The organism is Citricoccus alkalitolerans (genome assembly GCF_039528175.1).
Taxonomy (GTDB): Bacteria; Actinomycetota; Actinomycetes; order Actinomycetales; family Micrococcaceae; genus Citricoccus; species Citricoccus alkalitolerans.
On sequence record NZ_BAAALH010000001.1, the window covers coordinates 716283 to 738573 of the forward strand.

The window sequence follows — 22291 nt, forward strand, 5'->3', positions numbered from 1 at the left end:
TCCGTAGAAGTCCGGGCCTCATCTCTGGGGTGAGTAACGGGGCTTGAACCCGCGACCTTCTGGACCACAACCAGACGCTCTACCAGCTGAGCTATACCCACCATGATGGTCCGCTGAACGGACCTTGACAGCGCGTTCCATCATACATGGATTTCGCAGTGGGTCCGAATCGGCCCCGCGGTCAGGCCTCCGGCGCGGCCACAGAAGCCATGCCGGCGGCGATCCGCTGTGCGGTCTTCGAGTCGGGGCCGGGGGCCGGCACCATGACGGCCTCACGGTAGTAACGCAGCTCGTTGATGGAGTCGATGATGTCCCCGAGAGCGCGGTGTCCACCGGCCTTGGCCGGCGCCTGGAAGTAGGCCTTCTGGTACCAGCGTCGGGCCAGCTCCTTGAGGGTGGACACGTCCACGATCCGGTAGTGCAGGTGGTCGGTGATGGCCGGCAGGTCTCGGGTCAGGAAAAGCTTGTCCTGGCCCACCGAGTTCCCGGCCAGCACCGCCTTGCCCGGCTGCGGGCAGTGCTGGGTGATATATGCCATACAGGCCTCGGACGCCTCGGCGAGGGAGACGCCGTCGTCCAGCCGGTTCAGCAGCCCTGAGGTGATGTGCATGTCCCGCACGAAGGGGACCATCTGGTCCAACGCCTCACGTGGGGGTTTGATGACCACGTCCACCCCCTCACCCAGGACGTTGAGCTCGGAGTCCGTCACCAGGACGGCGATCTCCACCAGTGCATCCTTGACGGGATCCAGCCCGGTCATCTCACAATCGATCCATACGAGGTTCTCTGCAGTAGCTGCCACGCCTCCCACAGTAGCCTGATGCCCAGTGGTACTTTGTGGAAGGCCTTGAGACGGCCCGCCAAGCCACGGAAGGAACCCGCCTGCGATGAGTGTGTCAGGCACCCGGACGGAACGTTCTTCCGCTTCCTGGACGGCCTCGGTGTGGATCCCGGCTGTGCTCGGCTTCGTCGGCTCGGTGGCCGTGATGGCCGGATCCCTGTCCGTGGGCTGGCTGGCGTCCGTGTCGCCGATCAACCGGTGGGGCTGGCTGATCCCCTGGCGCACCACTGAATCCGGGGTCATCACCGGCACCGTGGTACTCACCCTCGGCTGCTGGCTCATGTTCTGGGGCTGGCTCCGCCTGGGCCAGGTACTCCGGCCTTTCGGCCCCGGCGCGCTGCGGATCGTCACGCTCACGACGACGGCCTGGATCCTGCCGCTGTTGGCCTGCCTGCCGATCTTCTCCCGGGACATCTTCGCGTACATCGGTCAGGGCCGGCTGATGATCGCCGGCCGTGACCCCTACGAGGACGGCATCTCCACGCTCTCCAATTGGTTCCAGCTGGGCGCGGATACCACCTGGGCGCAGACCGAGACCCCCTACGGTCCGGTGTTCCTGTGGATCGAGCAGTTCGTCATGGCCGTGGCCGGGCCGGACGACCCGGACCTGGCCATCTTCCTGTTCCGCCTCGTCGCGGTGGCAGGGGTGGTGCTCATCATGGTCTACGTCCCCAAGCTGGCCGCCCTGCTGGGCACGAATGCGGCCCAGGCCCAGTGGATCTCGGTGGCCAACCCGTTGTTCCTCATCAGCTTCGTGGCCTCCGGTCACAATGACGCCCTGATGGTCGGCCTGGCGGTCGCCGGTGTCTGGTATGCGGCGACCAATCGGGGACTGCTCGGTGTCCTGCTGGTGACCGCCTCTCTCGGCATCAAGCCGATCACCATGGTGTTGCTGCCCTTCATCGGCCTGCTCTGGGCCGGCCGGGGCGCCAGTTGGGCACGGCGCTTCGGCTACTGGTTCCTGACGGCCGGCATCGCGGGGGCGATCATGGTGGTGGTCGGGTTGCTCAACGAGTTCGGCTTCGGGTGGCTGACGGTCATGCTCGGCACCGGCACCGGCTCCGTGCCCTGGTCCCCGGTCGGGATCCTGGCCGAGGGCACCAAGGTGATCCTCGGCTCGCTCGGGATCGAAGACAACTGGGTGCTCGACGCCTTCAAGACCGCCGGCCGGCTGTTGTCCATCCTCATCGTCATCTGGCTCATGTTCCGCGGCCGGCACGAGCACCTCATGCAGCGGCTGACGTGGGCCTTCACCGCGCTGGTGGTGCTGACGCCGATCATCCAGCCCTGGTACCTGCTGTGGCTCCTCCCGTTCTTCGCCGTGCTGGGGATCCGCAGTGACTGGCAGCTGAAATGGGTGGTGTTCACGGTGGCCTTCTTCGTGGCCTTCGGTGCAGCCGACCAATTGTTCGTATGGCAGTTCCTCGGCATCGGCGAGCAGCTGGCCCACCTGGCCACCTTCCTGTCCTGGGCCTGCATGCTGTGGATCCTGCTGTTGGACCCCTGGACCAGTTCCATTCTGAAAGAAGAGTGGCACGTGCGGGCCGCCCTGCGCCGGACGGTGGCCCGGCTGAGGGGCCGTCCCGATGCTTCCAACGCTTCCGACGGGTTGACGCCCGCGGGCGAGCCCGGCCCCCAGGCCGGAGTCGCCTCCGCCGGAGAGCCTGACCGGACGGGGGACAGACGGGCAGACCAGGGGACGACCCCCTCGTGACCGCCTCCGAACCGACGGGCACCCCCTCCGGTGCCCTGGCCGGACTACGACGCCGGCTCGGCGCCTTCCCGCTGACCCACCGACTGGTGGGCGGTCCGGACGAGGAGACGGCCCCGAGCCTGTGGCAGGGGCTCATCGGATCACTCCTGATCATGATCGGCTCCTGGGGTGTCGGCTGGCTCGCCATGACGCCGGCCTCGGTCTTCGCCCGGACCACCGTGCTCAACCCGCTCCGCGTGGAGCCGGTGGGCGTGGTGGTCTGCGCCATCCTCCTGGTCCTGGGATCACTGTTGCTGGTGCGGGCATGGCTGCGGCTGGGCCAACGCCTCGAGGGCCGATGGGCCATGGCCGGGCCGGTGGTGGTCCGGGCTACCTGGTTGTGGGCCGGTCCGCTCATGGTGACCTTCCCCGTGTTCTCGAGGGATGTCTATTCCTACCTCAGCCAGGGGCGGCTCCTGCATGCCGGGCTGAATCCCTACGAGGACTGGATCTCCGAGCTGCCCGGCTGGTTCATGCAGGGCGCGGACTCCATCTGGGCCGAGTCACCCTCGCCCTACGGGCCCTTGTTCCTGCTGGTCTCCCGGGCCGTCTGGTTCCTGACCGGTGGGAGTCCCGAGCCAGCCCTGCTGCTGTTCCGCCTCGTCTCGGTGGCCGGGTTGGCGCTGTGCCTGTGGGCGGTGCCGCGGCTGGCCCGGCGGTTCAGAACCGACCCCGGGTGGGCGGTGTGGATCTCTGTGGCCAATCCGCTGTTCGCGCTCTACATGATCGCCGGCATCCACAACGACTCGCTGATGGTGGGCCTCTTGCTGGCCGGATTCGTGCTCTTGACTCCGGGAGCCTCGCGTGGCCGTAGCCTGGCCGGGCTCGTGCTCGTGTCCCTCTCGATCGCCATCAAGCCGTTGACGATCCTCGCGCTGCCCTTCGCCGGGTTGTTGCTGCTTCGGGACGCTCCGGGGTCTCCGCGTTGGGGGGCGCGAGCAAAGGTCTGGACGTGGTGCCTGCTGGTGGCAGCGGTGGTGCTGACGGGCATGGGGGCCCTCACCGGGCTCTGGTTCGGGTGGATCCCGGCCATGCTGACCTCAGGCGATGCCGCCTTCCCCTACGCGCCCTTCGGGATCCTCGGCCTGGGGGCCGGCTGGGCCGTGGATGCGGTGTCCGGCGCGGGGGTCCGCCCGGTGGCCGACCTCGTCTACACGCTGGGCAAGGTGGCGGTGATCGGTTTCACGGCCTGGCTGGCCCTCACGCGCCGGCCCATCCACCCCGTGCTGGCCACCGGCCTGGCCCTGCTGGCCGCCGTCCTGCTCGCGCCGATCATCCAGCCCTGGTACCTGCTGTGGGTGCTGCCGATGTTCGCCGTCGTCCGGCGTTGGCGAGGGTGGCCCGTGTGGACGCTGTACCTGTTGGTCATGGTGCTCGTGGTGGTCGGCGTGGTGGACCAGTTGTCCGTGGCGCAGTGGATTTCCCTGTTCTGGGTGCGAATCACCGCTGCGGTCTTCGGACTCGCCTATATGGTGTTCATTGTCTTTCTCGATCCCAAGACGTCCACGCTGTTCCCCTTCACCGCACGGTGGAGGTCGCCGGGACGCCCGAACGCCACCACCCGCCAGACCAATCAGGAGACCTTGTGAACCAGACCGGACCAGCGAAGGCCGCACCCAGGGCGGGGTCTCGCGCAGGCTTCCGTGCCGGCGGACCGGACCGCCGGCTGCTGCTGGTGCTGGTGGGCGCGACCCTGCTGGCGGCCGTGGTGGCGGTGCTGTCCAAGCAGTGGTGCCGTCTCAACGGCTGGGAGGCACCGGGGGTGCACATACACATGTGCTATTCGGACTTCGGACAGCTCTTCCCCACGCGTGGCCTGGCTGAGGGATACTTCCCGTTCTTTACGCCGTTGCCCGAGGACCAGTGGATGGAGTACCCGGCGCTACTGGCCGTCGTCGCCGGGGTGACCTCGTGGTTCGTGCCGCAGGACGGGACGATGCTGGAACGGACGGTCACCTACTTCGACATCAACGCGGTCGGCGCCCTGCTCTGCTGGCTGATCGTCGTGATCGCGACCGCCTACACCGCACGCGGCCGGCCCAAGGACGCACTGATGGTGGCGGTGGCGCCGGGCATCATCCTGACCTCCTTCCTGAACTGGGACCTGTGGGCCGTCATGCTGGCCGCCCTCGGCCTGCTGCTCTGGTCCCGTAATTGTCCGGTCCTCGCCGGGGTGGCGCTCGGCCTCGGAGCGGCCATGAAGCTGTATCCGTTGTTCTTCTTCGGCGCGATCCTCGTGCTCTGCTGGCGAGCCGGGAAGCTGGGCGTCTTCTTCAAATCCCTGGCCGCCGGGGCGGTGGCCTGGCTGGCCGTCAACGTTCCCTTCATGCTGACCGCCTTCGATCAGTGGAGCCGGTTCTACACCTTCTCGGGCGACCGCGAGGTGTCCTTCTCCTCGATGTGGCTGGCCCTCACCTGGACCGGCTGGTCCGGCGAGACGTTCTCGCTGATCTCGAATGGACTCTTCGCCCTGTGCTGCCTGGGAATCGCCTACCTGGGTCTCTCGTCCCGGCACCGTCCCCGGATGGCCCAGCTCTGCCTGCTGATCGTCGCGGCCTTCATTCTGCTGGGGAAGGTGTACTCACCGCAGTTCGTGATGTGGCTGATCCCGCTGGTCGTCCTGGCCCGCCCGAACTGGCGGCAGTTCTGGATCTGGCAGGCGGTGGAGGTCTACCACTGGGGCGGCGTGTGGATGGAGTCCGCCCGCATCACCTCGGAGGGCGCCTTCGGTGGGGGAGCGCTGTGGATCCCGCTCTGGTACGGATCCGGGGTCGTGCTGCACATGGCCGCCGTGATCTGGATCTGCGTCTCCGTCATCCGGGACATCCTCGACCCAGACCGTGACCCGGTCCGCCGCTCCGCAGCGGCTGGTGCGTCGCGGGACCCGGCCTCAGCTGTCACCGGGGCGCCAGCTGTCACGGCCGCGCCGGGTGCCACCACCGAGGCCTCGGCCATCGACGCCACACCTTCGGTGTCACTGCCGCCCTACGACCCCTCGGCGGGAATCCTGGCGGAGGAGCCGGATCGATTCCTGCTGCCTCCAGCTGGCCGAGGCCGCGTCCTGACCGGCTGACCCCATCCCACCCGGCTCCGCTGTGCACCTCAGAGGCGCTCCTCACACTCATCATCCGGACATCCGGGTGTCTCCCGTGGATTTCGGTCGAGACACCCGGAAATCCGGATGACGAGATGGCAAGTGGCACCCCGAAGCCCGGTGTCGCCAGGGTTACCGCAGCGGCACGCCATGCTCCGCGAGCATCCGGCCGAAGGCCCGAGGGTTCTTGAGGTCGCTGTCGATCCACCGCACAACGTCATAGCCGAGTCGCGCGAGCATCAGCTCTCGTTTCTTCTCCCGAGCGAGGGCGTCGTCACCGCCGTTCGGTCCGGCCAGGGCGGCCCCGTACTTCATCAGACCGTCGAACTCGCCCAGCAAGATCCTGGCCCGCAGGGTGCTGCGTCTCCACTTGAAGTCGGTTCTCGCGACCTCGCGACCGGTGGCGTCCAAGACCTGGTATTGAAGATCAGGGACTTCAAAGCCCAACTGGTAGATGAGCGCCCTGCTGGCTGATTCCTTCGGGGACTCAGATCGGGGATCGGCAAAGCTCATCGTGAGACAAGCGCGTCGATGTGCGGCCCGAGAGAGGGCCAGGTCCTCGATCAGGGTGGCGGTTGCAGCGAATTCATCGGGACGGTGTCGAAGCAGGTGGTCTGACATCGAGATGGTGTCGATCAGGGATCCGCTGCTGAAAGCGGCCGCACAGGCCCAGGGAACCGAGTCCGCCAGGACATGGCCGATGAACCGTCCGTCACTCAGATGGACTGGAACGACCCCGAATTCGGGGCTGGTCTGGAGCAGCGACGGCGGAATGTTCCAGAGCGCTCTCGTGACGGGAAGACCGGGCAGTGTGCGGCGCGCAAGCTTGAGGCCTTCCGCTCGTAGGGAACCGACCAGGCGCGAAGCTGCGTCGACGTTGACATAGGGATTGCGTGCGGGTGAGCAACCGGACCCACCCCGGGACGTGGCGCGCGTGTGGATGACATCCAGAGTGTCTGCGGAGGGAAGTCCGTGGAGGACGGCGGCCGTCTGGTGGCAGAACACCACGTCTCGGTTGCGCGACGCCGCATGGGCGACCACGGCCAGGAGATGTCGATCCCACGGGGCCGACCGAAGCCACGTCTCCAGGGCACAGTAGGTCCCGCGGGCGAGCCGGACGAGTTGACCATCCCGGGCACGGCGGGCCAAAGCCTCACTCTGCCAAGCGTCGCCGTGGGCCGACAGGAGAATCGGGTCGGAGGCGGCAGTCGAAGGGGCGGAGAGCAAGGCCTCTGATGCGAGCGGAACCAGACTGGGCACGAGATCATACTGGGTTGCACCCCGTTTACTGGGCCACCGAAGTAGGGCCTGCTGTGGACGAGGCGGCGAGGACAGTCCACTGTGGAGTAGCGGTGGCGTCCGGAGTGGAGCGTGGATCGGTACTCGGCTGCGAGCCGCACGGTGATGTGAGTGGCCCGGTCAGGAGCCAGTGGACGGTGGCCCATCATGGGGAAATCCGGGTGTCGTGGCCTATTTCAGCTGCGACACCCGGATTTGCGCATGACCAACAGACATGACCAGCACACATGACCGGCGGAGATCACGAGCGCACGTCAGCCAGGGGGCGGCCCCTGCCTGCCCGATCTACTCGGTCGGTCCGCTCTCCACCATCCTCCGGGCGCGCAGCACGAGTTCCAGTTCGAACCGCACTGCCGGCCGATCCAGCTCGCCGCCGAACAACTCCCGCAACTGGGCCACCCGGTAGCCCACCGTCTGCGGATGGATGCCCAGTTCATGGGCCACGGGATTGCGCTGGCCCCAGTGCACCAGCCAGGACAACAGGGTCTCCTCCAGGGTGGTGCGCTTCGTGCCGCTGAGTCCGTCCAGGGGTGCCAGGCGCCGAGCGGCCAGGTCCGCCATCACCTGGGTCTCTGCTCCGAGGATGATCTGCGCCAGGTGGTCAGAGGCGAAGACCGGGTCGCCGTCCCCGGGGGGCTCGGCGTGCAGCTGTGGCAATTGATCCGCGACGAGCCGTGCCACGCGGTGGGAGTGTGCCACCCCGTCCCACTCGACGGCGGGACCGAGAACGGCGGAGGTGCCGGCGAAGACCTCTCGCAACCGGGGGCGCAGGCGTTCGGACTGTGGTGCGGCCACGATCGCGGTCGCCTCGGACTCGCGCTCCACCACGATGCCCGAGATGCCCAGGCGGGTGCGGACCCCGGACGCGGCTGCCAGGGGCAACACGACTGCCGCCATGCGCTGAGGCAGGTGCCAGTCGGCTCCCGAGGCCAGCCGCCGCACCTCGTGGATCTCGGCGCCTCCACCCACGAGCGCCGCCACCAGGTCGGCACGCCGTAGCTCCAGCGCGCCCGCGTGGGCCGATTGCTCCACCGCGTAGGCCTGGACGCTCACGGCGGACAGCTCGTCGATGTAGGCCAGGATCGTCTCCCCGAGATCCACCACCACGTCCATCGCCATGCCCTGCTCGGCACACGCCTCGGACAGGCCGCGGAACGTGATCCGGGCACTCGTGCGATACGCCGCCAGCAGCGCGTCCATGCTGCGGCCTTGCCGGTACTCGCCGGCCCCGAGCGCCGCCACCAGTTCGCGCGACTCCTCGTTCAGGGCAGGATCGGCCGTCCCCGGCAGGGACAGCAGTTGCTCCAGGGCGCCCTGCACACCGAGGAAGAGCACCTCGCTGAATCGCTCGGTCCTGGTGATCTGATAGGCGGGGATCTGATTCGGCACCGTCTGGATGATCTGCTCGACGACGGCCGGCACGGCGGGTGCCAACAATTCCGCCAGTTCCGGAGGCAGCGACAACCACGGTGGCCGGGACGCGTCCCTGGCATCGGAGGTTCCCCGGGAGCGTGGTGCCTGCGGGGTCTCCCGGACCTGCGGTGGCGGTGGACCGCCGGCTAACGGATGCGATGGCAGACTATCCTCGGACGACAGATTCATGGCAGCAATCGTATCCGTTCGGTGCAGAAATTAGTTGGCGGGGCGCATAGTCTGGACACATGGCTAGTCGTTCCCTCGTGTCGGTATTCTCCTTGTTCTCCTCTGTCCTGGCGACGCCCCGCTCGCCTCGCGATTTCCTCGCGTTGTTGGACCCGGTGCACTCCTCCCGGCAACTGCGCGGCATCGTCACCCACGTCTCCCGTCCGGTTCCTGGCACGGCCACGATCTCGTTCCGCACGGGCCCCGGTTGGAAGTCCCATGAGGCTGGCCAGTGGGCCCGCATCGGGGTGGACGTCAATGGGGTGCGCCAGTGGCGGTCCTACTCCCTCTCCGCCGCTGCGGGGGAGGATCCCGAGATCACCGTCACGGACATCGGTAAGGTCTCCGGGGCGCTGGTCCGCAACACCGAGCCCGGAGACGTCCTGTTCCTGGACCGCCCGGAAGGGGACTTCACCCTTCCCGAGCACCCCCGGCCCCTGCTGATGCTCACCGCCGGATCCGGCATCACGCCCGTGATGTCCATGGTCCGAACCCTGGTGCCGCGTCGCCCTGACGCGGACGTGGTCCTCATCCACTCCACCCGCACCTCCGAATCCTCTCCGTTCCGCGAGGAACTGGACGAGCTCGCCCAGCAGTTCCCCGGGCTGCGGGTCCACCACCACACCACGGCGGACGAGGGCCGGCTCGACCTGACCGGCCCCCACGCCGTGGACACCCTCTGCCCCGACTGGCGTGACCGGGCGGCCTACGCCTGCGGACCCACGGGCTTCCTCGACGACGCCGAGGAACTCTGGAAACGCGAGACCGGTTCCGGCGCGGCCGGGCTCAAGATCGAGCGTTTCCAAGCTGAACTGGCCGGCGGGGTCGCCGGCGCCGGCGGCCTGGCCGTCTTCGAGAACTCGGACCTCGAGTCCGAGGCGGCCGGGGACACCCCCTTGCTGGAGGTCGCGGAGGACGCCGGCGTGGCCGCTCCCAGCGGTTGCCGCATGGGGATCTGCCACGCCTGCCTGATCCCGCTGCGCTCCGGCCAGGTCACCGACCTGCGCACCGGCGAGGTGCATGGGGATCCCGGTGAACTCATCCAAACTTGCGTCAGTGCGGCCGCCGGCCCCGTCAGCCTCGCGCTGTAGCGCGCGGCAGGGACTGCGAACCGTCGCTGTCGCCACGTACCACCCCAGACCATCCGACGCCCACTCCTAGGAGCCTCGTGTTCAAGACCAACACCCATGCCAAGACCATCAGCGCACCGGACACGGTCAGCTGGGCCCCGGGCCGGGGCAAGGGCCCCGACGGGCCTCCGGAGCCGCGCATCGAGCCGCCCGGCCGGCGTCGTGCCCCGGGAAGCGGAGTGCCGCGACCGGGATCCCTGGCGGCCGACGGCAGCCCGACTGTTCGCCCACCCGCCGCAGCCCATCTGTCCGACGACCAGGTGGCCGAACTCGGCCGCGAGCTCGACGCAGTCCGGGACGCGGTCCTGGCCGAGCGCGGAGCCACGGACGCTGCGTACATCCGCAAGGTCATCCGCTGGCAGCGTGCCCTGGAGTTCGGCGGACGGGCCTGTCTGATGGGCGCCAACAACAAGCTGGCCTGGGTGGCGGGAACCTCCATGCTGTCCGTCGCGAAGATCATCGAAAACATGGAGATCGGCCACAATGTGCTGCACGGCCAGTGGGACTGGATGCGGGACCCGGACATCCACTCGACCACGTGGGAGTGGGACTTTGTCACGCCATCTAAGGCTTGGCAGAACACTCACAATGACATGCACCACCGCTGGACCAACGTGATCGGCAAAGACCGGGACGTGGGCTACAACGTGCTGCGCGTGGACAAGGACCAGCCTTGGGAGCCCAAGCACATCCTCAACCCGGTCATCAACGCCGGCCTGGCGCCCGTCTTCGAATGGGGCATCGCGCTCTACGACCTGGAGATCGACCGAGTCAAGACCGGCGAGAAGTCCAAGTCCGAGCTCATGCGGGACCTGAAGACCGTGGGGATGAAGGCCGCCAAGCAGTTCGCCAAGGACTACGCGGCGACCCCCGTGGCGGCCCAGGTGTTGACCGGCTCGGGGAAATCGGCGTTGCTGGCCACGGCCACCGCAAACGGGCTGCGCAACATCTGGGCCCACGCCGTGATCTTCTGTGGCCACTTCCCCGAGGGGGCGGAGACGTTCACCGAGGAGATGGTCGAGGGGGAGACCCGCGGTGACTGGTACGTCCGTCAGATGATCGGCTCGGCCAATATCTCCGGCTCCAAAGCCATGCACTTCATGACCGGAAACCTCTCCCACCAGGTGGAGCACCACCTGTTCCCGGACCTGCCGTCCAACCGCTACGCCGAGGTGGCCGTGAAGGTCCGCGAGATCTGCGAGCGCTACGGGCTGCCCTACAACATCGGTCCCCTGCACAAGCAGGTCGGCTCTACGTGGGGCAAAATTTTCCGGTTGGCGTTGCCGGACCGGAAGTAGCCAACGCAGGTACCTCGAAGCCCGGCCGGAGCATCACGCTTCGTGGTGGGTGGGGTCAGGGCACGTCCAGGCTCACGGCACGTAGTCCGCGCAGACCGGGTCCACCGGCTGGTCGCGGTGCAGCACCCAGATGCCGTGGTCGTCCTCGGTGACGACCTCGTAGCCCAGGCGTTCGGCTCGTTGCAGGGCCTCGTCCGGCGTGAGCGGATCCCACCCGCCGAGCTCCTCCACGGTGGTGTCGATGATCATCCAGGTGGCCAGCTCGTCACCCATGTCCCCGTGCAGGCCCACGTAGGTGCGGTCCACGAGGTGGGGCACGGCATTGTCCGCGGCCTCCACGCAGACGTCGTCCGGAATGGTGTCCACGGCCCGGTCCAGGGCGTGAGCCCACTCCGTCATCTGCCAGTTCTCGCCCGTCGCGGTGCGGTGCAACGGGAAGACCTGCGGGAAGATCGCGGTTCCCAGCACGCCGCCACCGAGCAGGACCGAGACGAACACGAGGGGCAGTCGCCCCTGAAGCGAGACGCCCGGGGCAGGCAGGCAGGTGGTCGCCGCGGAACCGGTGCGCCGGCGTCGTGCTGGGTCTGGTGACTGAGCCCATGACTGAGCCCGTGACTGACGGCGTGCCTCACGCCAGACGCCGATCCGGGCGAGCGCCTCGAGCGCGGCCAGCAGGAAGATCGGGGCCAGGATCGCGTCGTACTGGTAGACCGGGCTCCACACGTTGAGCCGGTCGTTGAACAGGCGCGAGAGCAGGATCGGCGCGCCGATCAGGGTGTAGGGGGACAGGAACGGCAGCAGCCACAGGGCCACGAAGTGCAGCAGCCACAACCCGATCTTCAGCGGGTGGTCGAACAGGACCGCGACGGCGTCGAGGGGCTGGGACAGGATGAACGCGATCGAGGACCCCATGTCTGGGCCCAGCGCCGTGAACTGCCAGTACCCGAACTCGCCTTCGGGGGAGAAGTGCGGGATCACCACGGAGGTGGCGAAGACATAGCCGGCCACCCCCAGCACGGCGGTCACGACGGCGGGCAGCCAGGCCCGCTTGATCGCCAGCACCATCGCGATGGCCAGCAGCGTGATGCCCATGTCCTCACGGACGGTCAGCAGGGACACCGCGAAGAGGGTGGCTAGCCAGTACCGGCGGCCGTCGATGGCCCAGATGACCCAGGCGGCGATCGGCACACCGAAGGCGACCTCGTGGAAGTCCCAGTTCACCATCGCCTGGAACGGCCACCAGAGCAGCAGGGCGGCGGCGCCAATCAGCGCGGTGGCGTGGCTGAACCGACGGCGTGCGAAGAGGTAGACCGGGACGGCGGTGGAGACCAGCAGCGCGGTCATCGCGATGCCCAGCATGCGCGGGTCGTCCCAGATCCAGTACAGGGGGGCCGCCAGCGCGATGACCGGGTGGAAGTGATCACCGAGGATGTTGAAGTCCACGCCCTTGATAGGCACGATCGGCTCCCGGAACAGCGCGTACTGACGCACGGCCTGATCGAAGATCCCGAGGTCGTACCCCTTGGCCTCGAAATTCCGGAAGCGCAGGAACGAATGGACCAGGTAGATGACCGAGGCCACGGCCATGACAGCGCCCAGCTGCCACCATTGGCGGCCGGTGATGCGCGGTCCCACGGTCAGTGCGCCGTCGCGGCGGTCCGGCTGGCGGCCGATCACCCACCGGGGCGTCCGCCCCGGGCTGCGGGTGATGGCGGTGCCGGTCTCGGAACCGGAGTCGTCAACGGCGGGATTCTGCTGCACGGGCCACCTGAGGGATCGGAATCGGGACATCCCCTCCATCGTAATGACCCCGGACAGGCCGGGGGCGCCACAGGCCTCCGGGCCGGCGCCGCGCCGCGCCGGCCGGAATCGTGCCGTGGCTACTCGACCAGCTTGCCGTCCTGGGAGACCTCGCGGATCAGTGCGGCGATCTCCTCCGGCACCGGCGGGATCTCCTCGCGCGTGATCCCGGCGGTGGGAGACCAGACGAGGTTGACCTGCAGTCCCGGATCAGTGTCCGGGAAGTCGCTGCGATTGTGGCAGCCGCGCGTCTCGCGGCGCTCGCGGGCGGCCTCCAGCGTGGCCCGGGCGGCCAGGGCCGAGGCCTTGAGGTCGAAGGCGTGGGCCAGGTCCTGGTAGCCGGCGATGTCCGGGTGGATGCCGACGTCCTGCAACCGCTCCTCGATCGAGTCCAGCTCGACCAGTCCCGCTACGAGGCCCGCCTCACTGCGGACGACGCCGGCGTGCTCGGTCATCGTGTTGCGGATGGCCCGCTGAAGGGCGCGGACATTCTCCTGCCCTTCCGCGGCCAACAGCTCCTCGATCTCGGCCCGGGCAGCATCCACGGCCTCGGGGGAGCGACGCTGCGCGTCGAGACCGGCGGAATGTGCGACGGCGGCCTGGCCGACGATGCGTCCGAACACCAGTAGCTCGATCAGGGAGTTCCCTCCCAGCCGGTTGGCGCCATGGAGTCCGGAGGAGGCCTCACCGATGGCATAGAGGCCCTCGACGTCCGTGCTGTGGTCCTCGGGCCGGACCCAGACTCCGCCCATGGAGTAGTGCGCGGTCGGGGCGATCTCGATGGGGTCCGTGGTGATGTCCAGCATCTGCAGTTCTAGCAGTGTCTGGTAGACGCGCGGCAGACGCGTCATGATCGTCTCCCTCGGGAGGTGGGAGACGTCCAGCCAGACGCCCCCGTTCGCCGTGCCGCGGCCCTCATGGATCTCGGTGTAGGCGGCCAGGGCCACCCGGTCACGCGTGGAGAGCTCCATCCGTTCCGGATCGTAGTTCGCCATGAAGCGCTCGCCGCGGCCGTTGCGCAGGATCCCGCCCTCTCCGCGGGCGGCCTCGGAGACCAGGGTGCCGGCGGCGTTCTCGGGCTCGATGATGCCGGAGGGGTGGAACTGCACGAGCTCGGGGTCGCGGAGCCGGGCCCCCGCTTCCACCGCCAGTCGGAACGAGTCCCCCGTGTTCTCGTCACGGCGGGAGGAGGTGCGCCGCCAGATGCGGTTGTGCCCCCCGGCTGCGAGGATGACCGAGTCAGCGTGGATGAGGTAGCGCGAGCCGTCCTGGAGGTCGAAGCCGTAGGCGCCGAAGACCACGTTGTCCTTGACCAGTAACCGGGTGATGTAGACGGTATCCAGGATGGGGACCTCGAGCTGTTCCGCTCGGTTCACCAGGGTCCGCTGAATCTCCAGTCCCGTGTAGTCCCCGGCGAAGGCGGTACGCCGATAGGTGTGGGCACCGAAGAAGCGCTGCGAGATGCGGCCGTCCTCCTCGCGGGCGAAGGCCATGCCGTATTGGTCCAGGTCGGCGATGCCCCGCTCGGCACCGCGCGCGACGATCTCCGCCGTGTGGGGATTGGCGAGGTGATAACTCTCCTTGATGGTGTCCGCAGCGTGCTGCTGCCAGCTGTCCTCCGCGTCCATGGTGCCCAGGGCGGCGTTGATACCGCCGGCGGCCAGGGATGTGTGGGCGTCCTGCCGAGGGCGCTTACCCACGGCCAGGACGTCCACCCCCTGTTCGGCCACCTCGATGGCGGCACGAAGCCCTGAGCCGCCGGTGCCGATGACGAGGACGGTGGTGGAGATCTGATGTTCGGTTACGCCGGTGGGACGTGCCGCAGGTGACGCGCTGGGACGTGGTGTGGAAGTCATGGAATCACCGTAGAGAGTTCACCCTTCATTACTCCAATGAATATTGAGAGTGGAAACGATACGCTTTTGCTATGACGATGAACCTGGAACAGTTGAAGGGTTTCCTGGAGGTGGCCCGGGTGGGGCACTTCACCCGTGCCGCCGAGTCCCTGCACCTGACCCAGCCCTCGCTGAGCCGGCAGATCGCGACACTGGAACACGACCTGGGATCCGAGCTGTTCCACCGGGCGCGGGGTCACATCACCCTGACGGCGGCGGGGGAGACCTTGCTGCCTCTGGCGCGCCGGATGCTGGCCGATGCGGAGACGGTACGCCGGGAGATGGCGGAACTGGCCGGCCTGCAGCGGGGCCGGGTCAGGCTCGGGGCCACCCCGACGCTCTGCGTGAGCATCGTGGCCGATGTAGTGACGGCGTTCCATGCGGCCCACCCGGGGATCGAGTTGCACTTGACGGAGCGGGGATCCCGAGGATTGGTCGAGGAGCTCGTCTCAGGGGCCCTGGACCTGGCCCTCGTCATCACCTCGGACGCGCATCCGGCCACGGCACCGAGCCTGCACCGCAGCCGGTTGCTGACCGAGGAACTCGTGGTGGTGGGCGGCGGGGAGTCGCCATTCGGCGAACGCACCACGGTGACCATGCAGGACCTGGCCCTCATGCCGCAGATCGCCTTCCCCGCCAGCTACGACTTGCGGGGCACCATGGACGAGGCCTTCCGGGCGGAGGGGCTCGCACCGACGGTGGTGCTGGAGGGAGCGGAGATGGATGCCGTGCTGCGCTTCGTGGAACTGGAGATGGGAGTGGCGTTAGTGCCCGCCATGGTGTTGAAGGACCGGCCGGGGTTGAGCTCAGTGCGTCTCTCGGAGCCCCGGTTGACCCGCACCATCAGCCTGGCCCGCCGCCAGGATGTGAACCTCACTCGCGCCGCGGCGGAGATGCAGCGCACGATCCTTTCGACAGCCGATGCCCTTGCCGACGGGCAAGGCGGAACCGGGGGATTGGTCACCCGCGCCGGCTGAGGGGCAATGCACCGCACCGCGCGCAGGCCGGGACGAGCTCATTCGAGAACCGGCACCTCACGTCCGTCCTCGACGACGTAGGTTCCGTGCTGGAACGGCGTCGCCGTGACGACCAGGTAGGTGGCGCCGGTCGAGGTCGTCCGGGTCTCGTGCACGGTGAACCCGCGCGGAGGGCCGTCGTCGTCGAACAGCCGCTTGCCGGCGCCGACGGTGACGGGGAAGACGAAGAGCCGGTACTCGTCGACCAGGCCGGCCTGGTGCAACGCCTTGGCCAACTGCCAGCTGCCGTGGACCTGGAGCTCGCCCTCGCCGTGCTGGCGCAGGTCCGAGATCGCGTCGAGCGCGTCCGGGCCCGGGATCAGGTTCGTGTTCTCCCAATCCGGGTCGTAGCCGGCGTGTGCCACCACGTACTTCGGGCCGTGGTTGATCTCTCGGGCCACCGGGTCGTCGTCACTGACCTCGGGCCAGTAAGAGCGGAACATCTCGAATGTGGTCCGGCCCAGCAGGAGCGCGGTCGTCTGCTCGAACCAGGTGGTGACGATCTCACCGAAGACGTCGTCGTTGTAGGGGACCTGCCAGCCGCCCGCAGTGAAGCCGCCCGTGGTGTCCTCGTCTCGACCTCCGGGACCCTGCATCACGCCGTCGAGGGTCAGAAAGGTGTGGAGTGTCAGTCTCATGATCGTCACGCTACGCAGCGTGCCCCGGAGGTGCCGTCTCCGATCCTGCGTTACTGGCCTGATCGCCCGACTGCGGGGTCTGACCGCGCCATGGTGTTACCAACGGGGTGCCGCAAGGGCGGCACGCCGAAGATGCAGAACATGGGGTGCCCCAGGAGGGAGTCGAACCCCCGACCAAGAGATTAGAAGGCTCCTGCTCTATCCACTGAGCTACTGGGGCTGGGCCCCGTCATTCTAGCGGGATGGTCCTCCTCCACAGGAAACCGTCCCCGGTGGGTTGTCCACGGATAGACGGTTCGGGTCTGTTGCCGTTGTATCGGTGCGGCTGTGCTGGAAGGGCAGGAAGTCCTCTTCCTGCCGCCGTCAGACACCATGACCGACGGCGGCCCCTCGCCGGCCGCGGGCCGGCTCACCGAAAGGCATCAGCATGAGTCAGCACATCACCGTCCGCGGCTTCGTGGCCACCGATCCGACCATCCGCAACGCCCAGGCAGGGTTCCCGGTCGGCAATTTCCGGCTGGCCGCCACGGACCGTCGCTTCGACCGCGAGCAGAACTCCTGGGTGGACGGCAACACGAACTGGTTCACCGTCAATCTCTTCCGCAGTCTCGCCCAGAACGCCTTCACGTCCCTGCAGAAGGGCCAACCCGTGGTAGTCACCGGCCGGCTCAAGGTCCGTCCCTGGGAGACGGAGGAGCGTTCCGGGACCGCCGTGGAGATCGAGGCGGACACCATCGGTCATGACCTGTCCCTGGGTACGGCCACCTTCCAGCGGTCATCCGGGCGACCGGGCGAGGTGGCGGCCGGAGCGGCAGAAGCCGGGACGGGGTCGGGTGAACCGGTCGGGCCGGACAGCCCGGGGGATGAGACCTTCGACCGGGAGACTGGCGAACTGCTGGACCACGAGGCCACCGTGTCCGGGGCGGCAGAGCCCGATGGGAACTCAGACGCAGAGGAGGACTCGGCGGACTCGCAGGCCCTGTCAGCAGCCTGAGGGAGCCCGGTGGCCGCCGGACGCCACCGATGCGGGCAAACCGGCGGCCACCCACTAGCCTGGGGGACATGGCGGAATACATTTACAGCATGGTCAAGGCCCGCAAGAAAGTGGGCGACAAGCTGATCCTGGATGACGTGACGATGGCCTTCCTTCCGGGAGCGAAGATCGGCATGGTGGGCCCCAATGGCGCGGGCAAGTCCACGATCCTGAAGATCATGGCGGGGCTGGACACGCCCTCGAACGGCGAGGCCCGGCTCACTCCGGACTACAGCGTCGGCATCCTCATGCAGGAGCCCGCGCTGAACGAGGAGAAAACCGTTCTCGGCAACGTCCAGGAGGGCGTCGGCGAGATCTATGGCAAGATCCAGCGCTACAACGAGATCTCCGAGGCTATGGCCGATCCGGATGCCGACTTCGATGCGTTGATGGAGGAGATGGGCAAGCTCCAGGAGCAGATCGACGCCGCTGACGCCTGGGACATCGACTCCCAGCTCGAGCAGGCCATGGACGCGTTGCGCTGCCCACCGGGCGAGGCCGACGTCACCAACCTCTCCGGTGGTGAGCGCCGCCGCGTGGCGCTGTGCAAGCTGCTGCTGCAGAAGCCGGACCTGCTGCTCCTCGACGAGCCCACCAACCACCTGGACGCGGAGTCCGTACTGTGGCTGGAGCAGCACCTGGCGGCGTACCACGGCGCAGTGCTCGCCGTGACCCACGATCGCTACTTCCTGGACCACGTGGCGGAGTGGATCTGTGAGGTGGACCGCGGACGCCTGTACCCCTACGAGGGCAACTACTCCACCTACCTGGAGAAGAAGCGCGCCCGCATGGAGATCCAGGGTAAGAAGGACGCCAAGATGGCCAAGCGGCTGTCCGAGGAGCTCGACTGGGTGCGCTCCAACACCAAAGGGCGCCAGGCCAAGTCCAAGGCCCGTCTCTCCCGCTACGAGGAGATGGCCTCGGAGGCCGAGAAGACCCGCAAGCTGGACCTGGAGGAACTGCAGATCCCGCCGGGCCCGCGGTTGGGCAACCAGGTGATCGAGGCCAAGAACCTCCAGAAGGGCTTCGGCGATCGCGTGCTGATCGACGGACTGTCCTTCTCCTTGCCGCCGAATGGCATCGTCGGCATCATCGGCCCCAACGGCGTCGGCAAGACCACCCTCTTCAAGACCATCGTCGGCTATGAGTCCCTCGACGGCGGAGAGCTGAAGATCGGCGACTCGGTCAAGATCTCCTACGTGGACCAGTCTCGTGGCGGAATCGACCCGGAGAAGTCGCTGTGGGAGGTCGTCTCGGACGGTCTGGACTACATCAAGGTCGGCCAGGTCGAGATGCCGTCCCGTGCCTATGTCTCGGCGTTCGGCTTCAAGGGCCCGGACCAGCAGAAGAAGGCCGGCGTGCTCTCCGGTGGTGAGCGCAACCGCCTGAACCTGGCGCTGACCCTCAAGGAGGGCGGCAACCTGCTCCTGCTGGATGAGCCCACCAACGACCTCGACGTGGAGACCCTGACGTCCCTGGAGAACGCGCTGCTGGAGTTCCCGGGCTGCGCCGTGGTGATCTCCCACGACCGGTGGTTCCTGGACCGGGTGGCGACGCACATGCTGGCCTACGAGGGCACGGAGCAGAACCCGGCGAACTGGTACTGGTTCGAGGGCAACTTCGAGTCCTACGAGGCCAATAAGGTGGAACGGCTCGGCCCCGACGCCGCCCGCCCGCACCGCGTGACCCACCGCAAGCTCACCCGCGACTGAGCGGAGCCCGTCCTGCGGGGCGCCGGCATGCCACGGATTCTATCGACGTGGCCGGCCGGCGCCCTTCAGGAGCAGGCTCTGAACCGAGTTCTTGACCCGGTACTGCAGGTCGCCGGGTACCCGGATCATCCCCTCCTGTGCCACGGAGGCCACCAGCTCACCGTTGCGCGAGTAGATCCGTCCGTTGCTGAGCCCGCGGGCGCCCTGCGCCGAGGGGCTGGATTGGACGTACAGCAGCCACTCGTCCGCCCGGGCCGGCCGGTGCCACCACATGGCATGGTCCAGGGATGCGACCGAGATCCCGGGGCGAACCCAGGAGATGCCATGCCGGCGCAGGATCGGTTCCAGCAGGGTGTAGTCCGAGGCATAGGCCAGGGCCGCCCGGTGCAGGTTCGCAGTGCCCTCCATGGTGGAGAACGTTTTCATCCACACCATGTTGGTGGCCACCTCCCTCCGGTCCGGAGCGATCTCGATGGGTGGATCCACATGCCGGACGTCGAAGGGCCGGGCCCATGACCACTCCTGCGCCATCGGGTGACGCATCCGGCCGAGCCGGTCGGAGGTGGACGGCAGGGATTCCGGATCGGGCACTCCCGTGGGCATGGGGGACTGGTGGTCCAGGCCGGACACGGGATCCTGGAAGGACGTGATCAGGGACAGGATGGTCTTGCCCTCCTGCTTCGCCTGGACTCGGCGCGCGGAGAAGGACCGTCCGTCGCGCAGGGTCTCGACGGCGAAGGTGATGGGCAGCAGGGCGTTGCCGGGGCGGAGGAAGTACCCGTGCATCGAGTGGATCGCGCGCTCCCCGTCCACGGTGGATATGGCGGCCATCAGGGACTGGGCCATGACCTGCCCACCGAACACGCGGCCGCGCGCCTGCGGTGGGGTCTCACCGGTGTAGAGGAGCTCTCCGGTGGACTCGTCCTCTCCGACCGTCGTCAGATCCAGTACGCTGCGGAGCACATCGGTCGGATCCTCCGGGAAATCGGTGCGCCCCTTGTGGACCTTGCCAGTACTCATGAATGCCCCTTCGCTGTCTCCGAGCCGTCTGGCCGATCCGGCCTTTCCGACGGGAGCGGTACCGGCCGGTAACCGTCCCGGAAGTCTACTCCGCCAACACGGAACCGCCGCGCTGACCTGCCCGGTGATCCTCCCGGGTGATCTGCCGGGTGATCCGCCCGTTCGATCTGTCCCGGGGGCCCATCGATGGGACAATGGATCTCATGTCCTCCTCACCCGTCGATCCGTTCCGTCCCGACTCCACGTCCCCCCGGGACCCCGCTGGTCCCGAACTGCATCTGGAGGACCTGGAGACGGCCAAGGACCTCGAACGGTACGCGACCCGGGCCAAAACCATGGCGGACACGGGCCTTCGACTCCAGGTGGCCGGCAACGTGCTCGCCTCCTGGGTCTCCGTGCTCCACCCGCGCGGACTGGGGGACCGGGTTCCGGTGGCCCTGGGTCTGCGGACAGTCCGGTTGGTGGAGGGCCGGCTTGACGGGATCGACGCTGTCTACGCGCTGTCCTCTGTGCTGGAGCGGCTGGCCCGCATGGCCGCCACGGGATCCACGGCCCTCACGCTGCCGCCGGCACCCGAGAGCGCCCCGTGGACAGCTGTGACCCCGCCACGGGGTGGCTGGACACCGGCGGCCACCGTGGAGGACGGCGAACTCCAGCAGATCGCCCGGGACGGGATCCGTGAGCTGGCCGACGCGCTGCCCCAGGATCCGGGGGCCTCCATGGTCGCCCAGGCCCGTGCCGCGGTCTGGGGACGGCTGCTCGGTGGCACCTCGGCGGAGGCCGATGACGGCTTCCTGCCGGCTGGAGCGGCCTTCGCCGCCCACGGCCTGGGCTTCCTCAGCCCTCAGGGCACGACGGCGGTCCACACCTCGGGTCCGTGGGCGCGCCTCTCGAACGCGGCCGGGTACGTGCTCTGCCGCCAGCCGATGCTGCTCTAGGCCGAGTTCACCATCGAGTGGGCGGCCCGCTCCAAGTAGTCCCAGAGGGTCTCCTCCAGCAACGGTGCCAGGCCGAGGGAGTCCACGGCCACCCGCATGTGCCGCAGCCAGGTGTCCCGGGCCGCGAAGTCCACGGTGTAGGGAGCGTGCCGCATTCGCAGCCGAGGGTGGCCGCGTTGCTCGCTGTACGTCTTCGGCCCGCCCCAGTACTGCTCCAGGAACATCCGCAGCCGTTCCTCGGCCGGGCCAAGATCCTCCTCCGGGTACATGGCCCTGAACTCCGGGTCCGCCGCGACCTGCTCGTAGAACACCCGGGCCAACCTCACAAAGGTCTCGTGCCCTCCGACCTGCTCGTAGAAGCTCGCATTCTCCGGCTGGGATTCTGCATCAGCACTTGCAGCTCCGCTCCCACTGCCACGGACTGCGGCGCCGGAAGCGGGAGCCATCACCTGCGGCGGGCGGTGGCCCGCGGAGGTGGTGGGCCGGTCCTGCAGTCCGGTCACCCGGCTGGGAGCCTTGCCCTGGCGCGGCTTCAGCACAGCGATGGGCGCGCCCAGACGGCTGCCGAACTCCGGCAGGCTCTGGTTCTGATGGCGGCGCACCTGCTGCGGCTTGATGGTGACAGGGAAGCTCACGGAGCGGGCGATGAAGCACTGCTCATGGGCCTTCGCGTGCAGTCCGTCCGCGGTGCGGCGCTGGTCTTCGTCGGCGAGCCAGATCTCCGGTACCAGGGTCGCGGAGGTGATCCGGCCGCCGTCGTGGTCATGGGTCAGCACACATTCGGCACGCACGGAGGCGCCGGTGACGACCACTTCGGCCTGAGTGGCGGCCTGGAGATAGGACAGCAGGTGGCACTCGGCGAGGGCCGCGAGCAGGAGCTGTTCGGGATTCCACCGGGAGTCGCTCCCGTGGAAGGCTCGCGCGGCGGAGCCGTTGAGTTCGCCGGGGCCCTCGGCGCGGACCACGAGCTCACGGCCGTAGTCCTTGTATCCGGAGGTGCCGGAGCCACGGTTTCCGGTCCATTCGGCATGCAGGGAGAAGGAGTGTTCCACGAGCTCTACGGTACCGCCCGATGCGGCGGAGCCGTGCCTCGGCTCCGCCACGGCCCGCGGTGGTGGTGCCGCCGGGTGGTGCACTGGCCGGACCGCCTCTGTCACCCTAGACTCGAGTCACGCTGGGAGGT

General features: G+C 68.1%; 17 protein-coding genes, 2 tRNA genes and 1 pseudogene. 9 read left to right on the top strand and 11 right to left on the bottom strand.

Going from position 1 to position 22291, the window contains the following annotated elements:
- Nucleotides 1-25 precede the first annotated feature (25 nt).
- Nucleotides 26-101: transfer RNA gene (locus ABD134_RS03160), tRNA-His, on the bottom strand.
- 80 nt (nt 102-181) lie between these two features.
- Complete coding sequence (gene orn, locus ABD134_RS03165) at nt 182-802, bottom strand: oligoribonuclease (RefSeq protein WP_344226636.1); 621 nt, start codon at nt 800-802, stop codon at nt 182-184.
- A gap of 85 nt (nt 803-887) precedes the next feature.
- Here orn and mptB (ABD134_RS03170) point away from each other — a divergent pair, with 85 nt between their 5' ends.
- From mptB (ABD134_RS03170) to ABD134_RS03180, 3 genes are read left to right on the top strand one after another with little or no spacing between them, the layout of a single operon-like run.
- Nucleotides 888-2555 carry a polyprenol phosphomannose-dependent alpha 1,6 mannosyltransferase MptB gene (mptB, locus tag ABD134_RS03170; RefSeq protein WP_344226638.1) on the top strand — a complete coding sequence of 556 codons (1668 nt, stop codon included), beginning with the start codon at nt 888-890 and terminating at the stop codon, nt 2553-2555.
- Nucleotides 2552-4183 carry a polyprenol phosphomannose-dependent alpha 1,6 mannosyltransferase MptB gene (gene mptB / locus ABD134_RS03175; RefSeq protein ID WP_344226640.1) on the top strand — a complete coding sequence of 544 codons (1632 nt, stop codon included), beginning with the start codon at nt 2552-2554 and terminating at the stop codon, nt 4181-4183. Before mptB (ABD134_RS03170) ends, mptB (ABD134_RS03175) begins: the two co-directional genes overlap by 4 nt.
- Entirely contained in the window at nt 4180-5667 is a 1488-nt protein-coding gene (locus ABD134_RS03180) for a glycosyltransferase family 87 protein (protein WP_344226642.1), read from the top strand. Before mptB (ABD134_RS03175) ends, ABD134_RS03180 begins: the two co-directional genes overlap by 4 nt.
- A 153-nt stretch (nt 5668-5820) precedes the next feature.
- Here the strand turns inward: ABD134_RS03180 and ABD134_RS03185 are convergent, their stop codons facing one another.
- Nucleotides 5821-6837 carry a hypothetical protein gene (locus ABD134_RS03185; protein WP_344226644.1) on the bottom strand — a complete coding sequence of 339 codons (1017 nt, stop codon included), beginning with the start codon at nt 6835-6837 and terminating at the stop codon, nt 5821-5823.
- Between the two features lie 435 nt (nt 6838-7272).
- Complete coding sequence (locus ABD134_RS03190; protein WP_465251319.1) at nt 7273-8589, bottom strand: PucR-like N-terminal domain-containing protein; 1317 nt, start codon at nt 8587-8589, stop codon at nt 7273-7275.
- Between the two features lie 59 nt (nt 8590-8648).
- Here ABD134_RS03190 and ABD134_RS03195 point away from each other — a divergent pair, with 59 nt between their 5' ends.
- Nucleotides 8649-9719: a ferredoxin reductase gene (locus ABD134_RS03195; RefSeq protein WP_344226646.1), complete on the top strand. Its 1071-nt coding sequence runs from the start codon at nt 8649-8651 to the stop codon at nt 9717-9719.
- A 179-nt stretch (nt 9720-9898) separates the two neighbouring features.
- Nucleotides 9899-11056, top strand: a complete 1158-nt coding sequence (locus tag ABD134_RS03200; RefSeq protein ID WP_378108474.1) for a fatty acid desaturase family protein — start codon at nt 9899-9901, stop codon at nt 11054-11056.
- A 72-nt stretch (nt 11057-11128) separates the two neighbouring features.
- Here ABD134_RS03200 and ABD134_RS03205 read toward each other — a convergent pair whose 3' ends face one another.
- Both ABD134_RS03205 and ABD134_RS03210 read right to left on the bottom strand, forming a co-directional pair.
- Nucleotides 11129-12643: a DUF2079 domain-containing protein gene (locus ABD134_RS03205; RefSeq protein ID WP_344227642.1), complete on the bottom strand. Its 1515-nt coding sequence runs from the start codon at nt 12641-12643 to the stop codon at nt 11129-11131.
- Between the two features lie 293 nt (nt 12644-12936).
- A complete protein-coding gene (locus ABD134_RS03210) occupies nt 12937-14712 on the bottom strand; it encodes an FAD-binding protein (RefSeq protein WP_344226648.1) in 1776 nt (591 codons plus the stop codon).
- A gap of 77 nt (nt 14713-14789) precedes the next feature.
- On the opposite strand from ABD134_RS03210, the gene ABD134_RS03215 reads away from it, so the two are divergent.
- Nucleotides 14790-15728 (top strand): LysR family transcriptional regulator, encoded by a 939-nt coding sequence (locus tag ABD134_RS03215; protein ID WP_344227644.1) that lies wholly within the window; start codon nt 14790-14792, stop codon nt 15726-15728.
- 38 nt (nt 15729-15766) lie between these two features.
- Here the strand turns inward: ABD134_RS03215 and ABD134_RS03220 are convergent, their stop codons facing one another.
- Together ABD134_RS03220 and ABD134_RS03225 are read right to left on the bottom strand one after the other, a co-directional pair.
- Nucleotides 15767-16405, bottom strand: a complete 639-nt coding sequence (locus tag ABD134_RS03220) for a dihydrofolate reductase family protein (RefSeq protein WP_344226650.1) — start codon at nt 16403-16405, stop codon at nt 15767-15769.
- Between the two features lie 147 nt (nt 16406-16552).
- Nucleotides 16553-16625, bottom strand: a tRNA-Arg gene (locus ABD134_RS03225).
- 207 nt (nt 16626-16832) lie between these two features.
- On the opposite strand from ABD134_RS03225, the gene ABD134_RS03230 reads away from it, so the two are divergent.
- Both ABD134_RS03230 and ettA read left to right on the top strand, forming a co-directional pair.
- Nucleotides 16833-17399, top strand: a complete 567-nt coding sequence (locus ABD134_RS03230) for a single-stranded DNA-binding protein (protein WP_344226652.1) — start codon at nt 16833-16835, stop codon at nt 17397-17399.
- A 68-nt stretch (nt 17400-17467) separates the two neighbouring features.
- A complete protein-coding gene (ettA, locus tag ABD134_RS03235; protein ID WP_344226654.1) occupies nt 17468-19150 on the top strand; it encodes an energy-dependent translational throttle protein EttA in 1683 nt (560 codons plus the stop codon).
- A gap of 39 nt (nt 19151-19189) precedes the next feature.
- Here ettA and ABD134_RS03240 read toward each other — a convergent pair whose 3' ends face one another.
- Nucleotides 19190-20170 carry an acyl-CoA thioesterase gene (locus ABD134_RS03240; RefSeq protein WP_344226656.1) on the bottom strand — a complete coding sequence of 327 codons (981 nt, stop codon included), beginning with the start codon at nt 20168-20170 and terminating at the stop codon, nt 19190-19192.
- Between the two features lie 203 nt (nt 20171-20373).
- Between ABD134_RS03240 and ABD134_RS03245 the strand changes: the two genes are divergently transcribed.
- On the top strand, nt 20374-21108 hold the full coding sequence (locus tag ABD134_RS03245; protein ID WP_344226658.1) for a DUF8185 domain-containing protein: 735 nt from the start codon (nt 20374-20376) through the stop codon (nt 21106-21108).
- Here ABD134_RS03245 and ABD134_RS03250 read toward each other — a convergent pair.
- Both ABD134_RS03250 and ABD134_RS03255 read right to left on the bottom strand, forming a co-directional pair.
- Nucleotides 21105-21554 (bottom strand): globin, encoded by a 450-nt coding sequence (locus tag ABD134_RS03250; protein WP_344227645.1) that lies wholly within the window; start codon nt 21552-21554, stop codon nt 21105-21107. The two genes, ABD134_RS03245 and ABD134_RS03250, sit on opposite strands and share 4 nt — an antisense overlap.
- A 225-nt stretch (nt 21555-21779) precedes the next feature.
- Nucleotides 21780-22265, bottom strand: a pseudogene (locus ABD134_RS03255) (OsmC family protein); the annotation flags it as partial.
- Nucleotides 22266-22291: the final 26 nt, after the last annotated feature.

Excerpts from the sequence above, each read along its gene's own strand:
- ettA (WP_344226654.1), top strand. The coding sequence starts at position 17,468 with ATGGCGGAATACATTTACAGCATGGTCAAGGCCCGCAAGAAAGTGGGC.
- ABD134_RS03230 (WP_344226652.1), top strand. The coding sequence starts at position 16,833 with ATGAGTCAGCACATCACCGTCCGCGGCTTCGTGGCCACCGATCCGACC.
- mptB (WP_344226638.1), top strand. The coding sequence starts at position 888 with ATGAGTGTGTCAGGCACCCGGACGGAACGTTCTTCCGCTTCCTGGACG.
- ABD134_RS03250 (WP_344227645.1), bottom strand. The coding sequence starts at position 21,554 with ATGGCTCCCGCTTCCGGCGCCGCAGTCCGTGGCAGTGGGAGCGGAGCT.
- ABD134_RS03220 (WP_344226650.1), bottom strand. The coding sequence starts at position 16,405 with ATGAGACTGACACTCCACACCTTTCTGACCCTCGACGGCGTGATGCAG.
- ABD134_RS03215 (WP_344227644.1), top strand. The coding sequence starts at position 14,790 with ATGAACCTGGAACAGTTGAAGGGTTTCCTGGAGGTGGCCCGGGTGGGG.
- ABD134_RS03195 (WP_344226646.1), top strand. The coding sequence starts at position 8,649 with ATGGCTAGTCGTTCCCTCGTGTCGGTATTCTCCTTGTTCTCCTCTGTC.
- ABD134_RS03240 (WP_344226656.1), bottom strand. The coding sequence starts at position 20,170 with ATGAGTACTGGCAAGGTCCACAAGGGGCGCACCGATTTCCCGGAGGAT.
- ABD134_RS03210 (WP_344226648.1), bottom strand. The coding sequence starts at position 14,712 with ATGACTTCCACACCACGTCCCAGCGCGTCACCTGCGGCACGTCCCACC.
- ABD134_RS03190 (WP_465251319.1), bottom strand. The coding sequence starts at position 8,589 with ATGAATCTGTCGTCCGAGGATAGTCTGCCATCGCATCCGTTAGCCGGC.
- ABD134_RS03205 (WP_344227642.1), bottom strand. The coding sequence starts at position 12,643 with ATGGCCGTGGCCTCGGTCATCTACCTGGTCCATTCGTTCCTGCGCTTC.
- ABD134_RS03245 (WP_344226658.1), top strand. The coding sequence starts at position 20,374 with ATGTCCTCCTCACCCGTCGATCCGTTCCGTCCCGACTCCACGTCCCCC.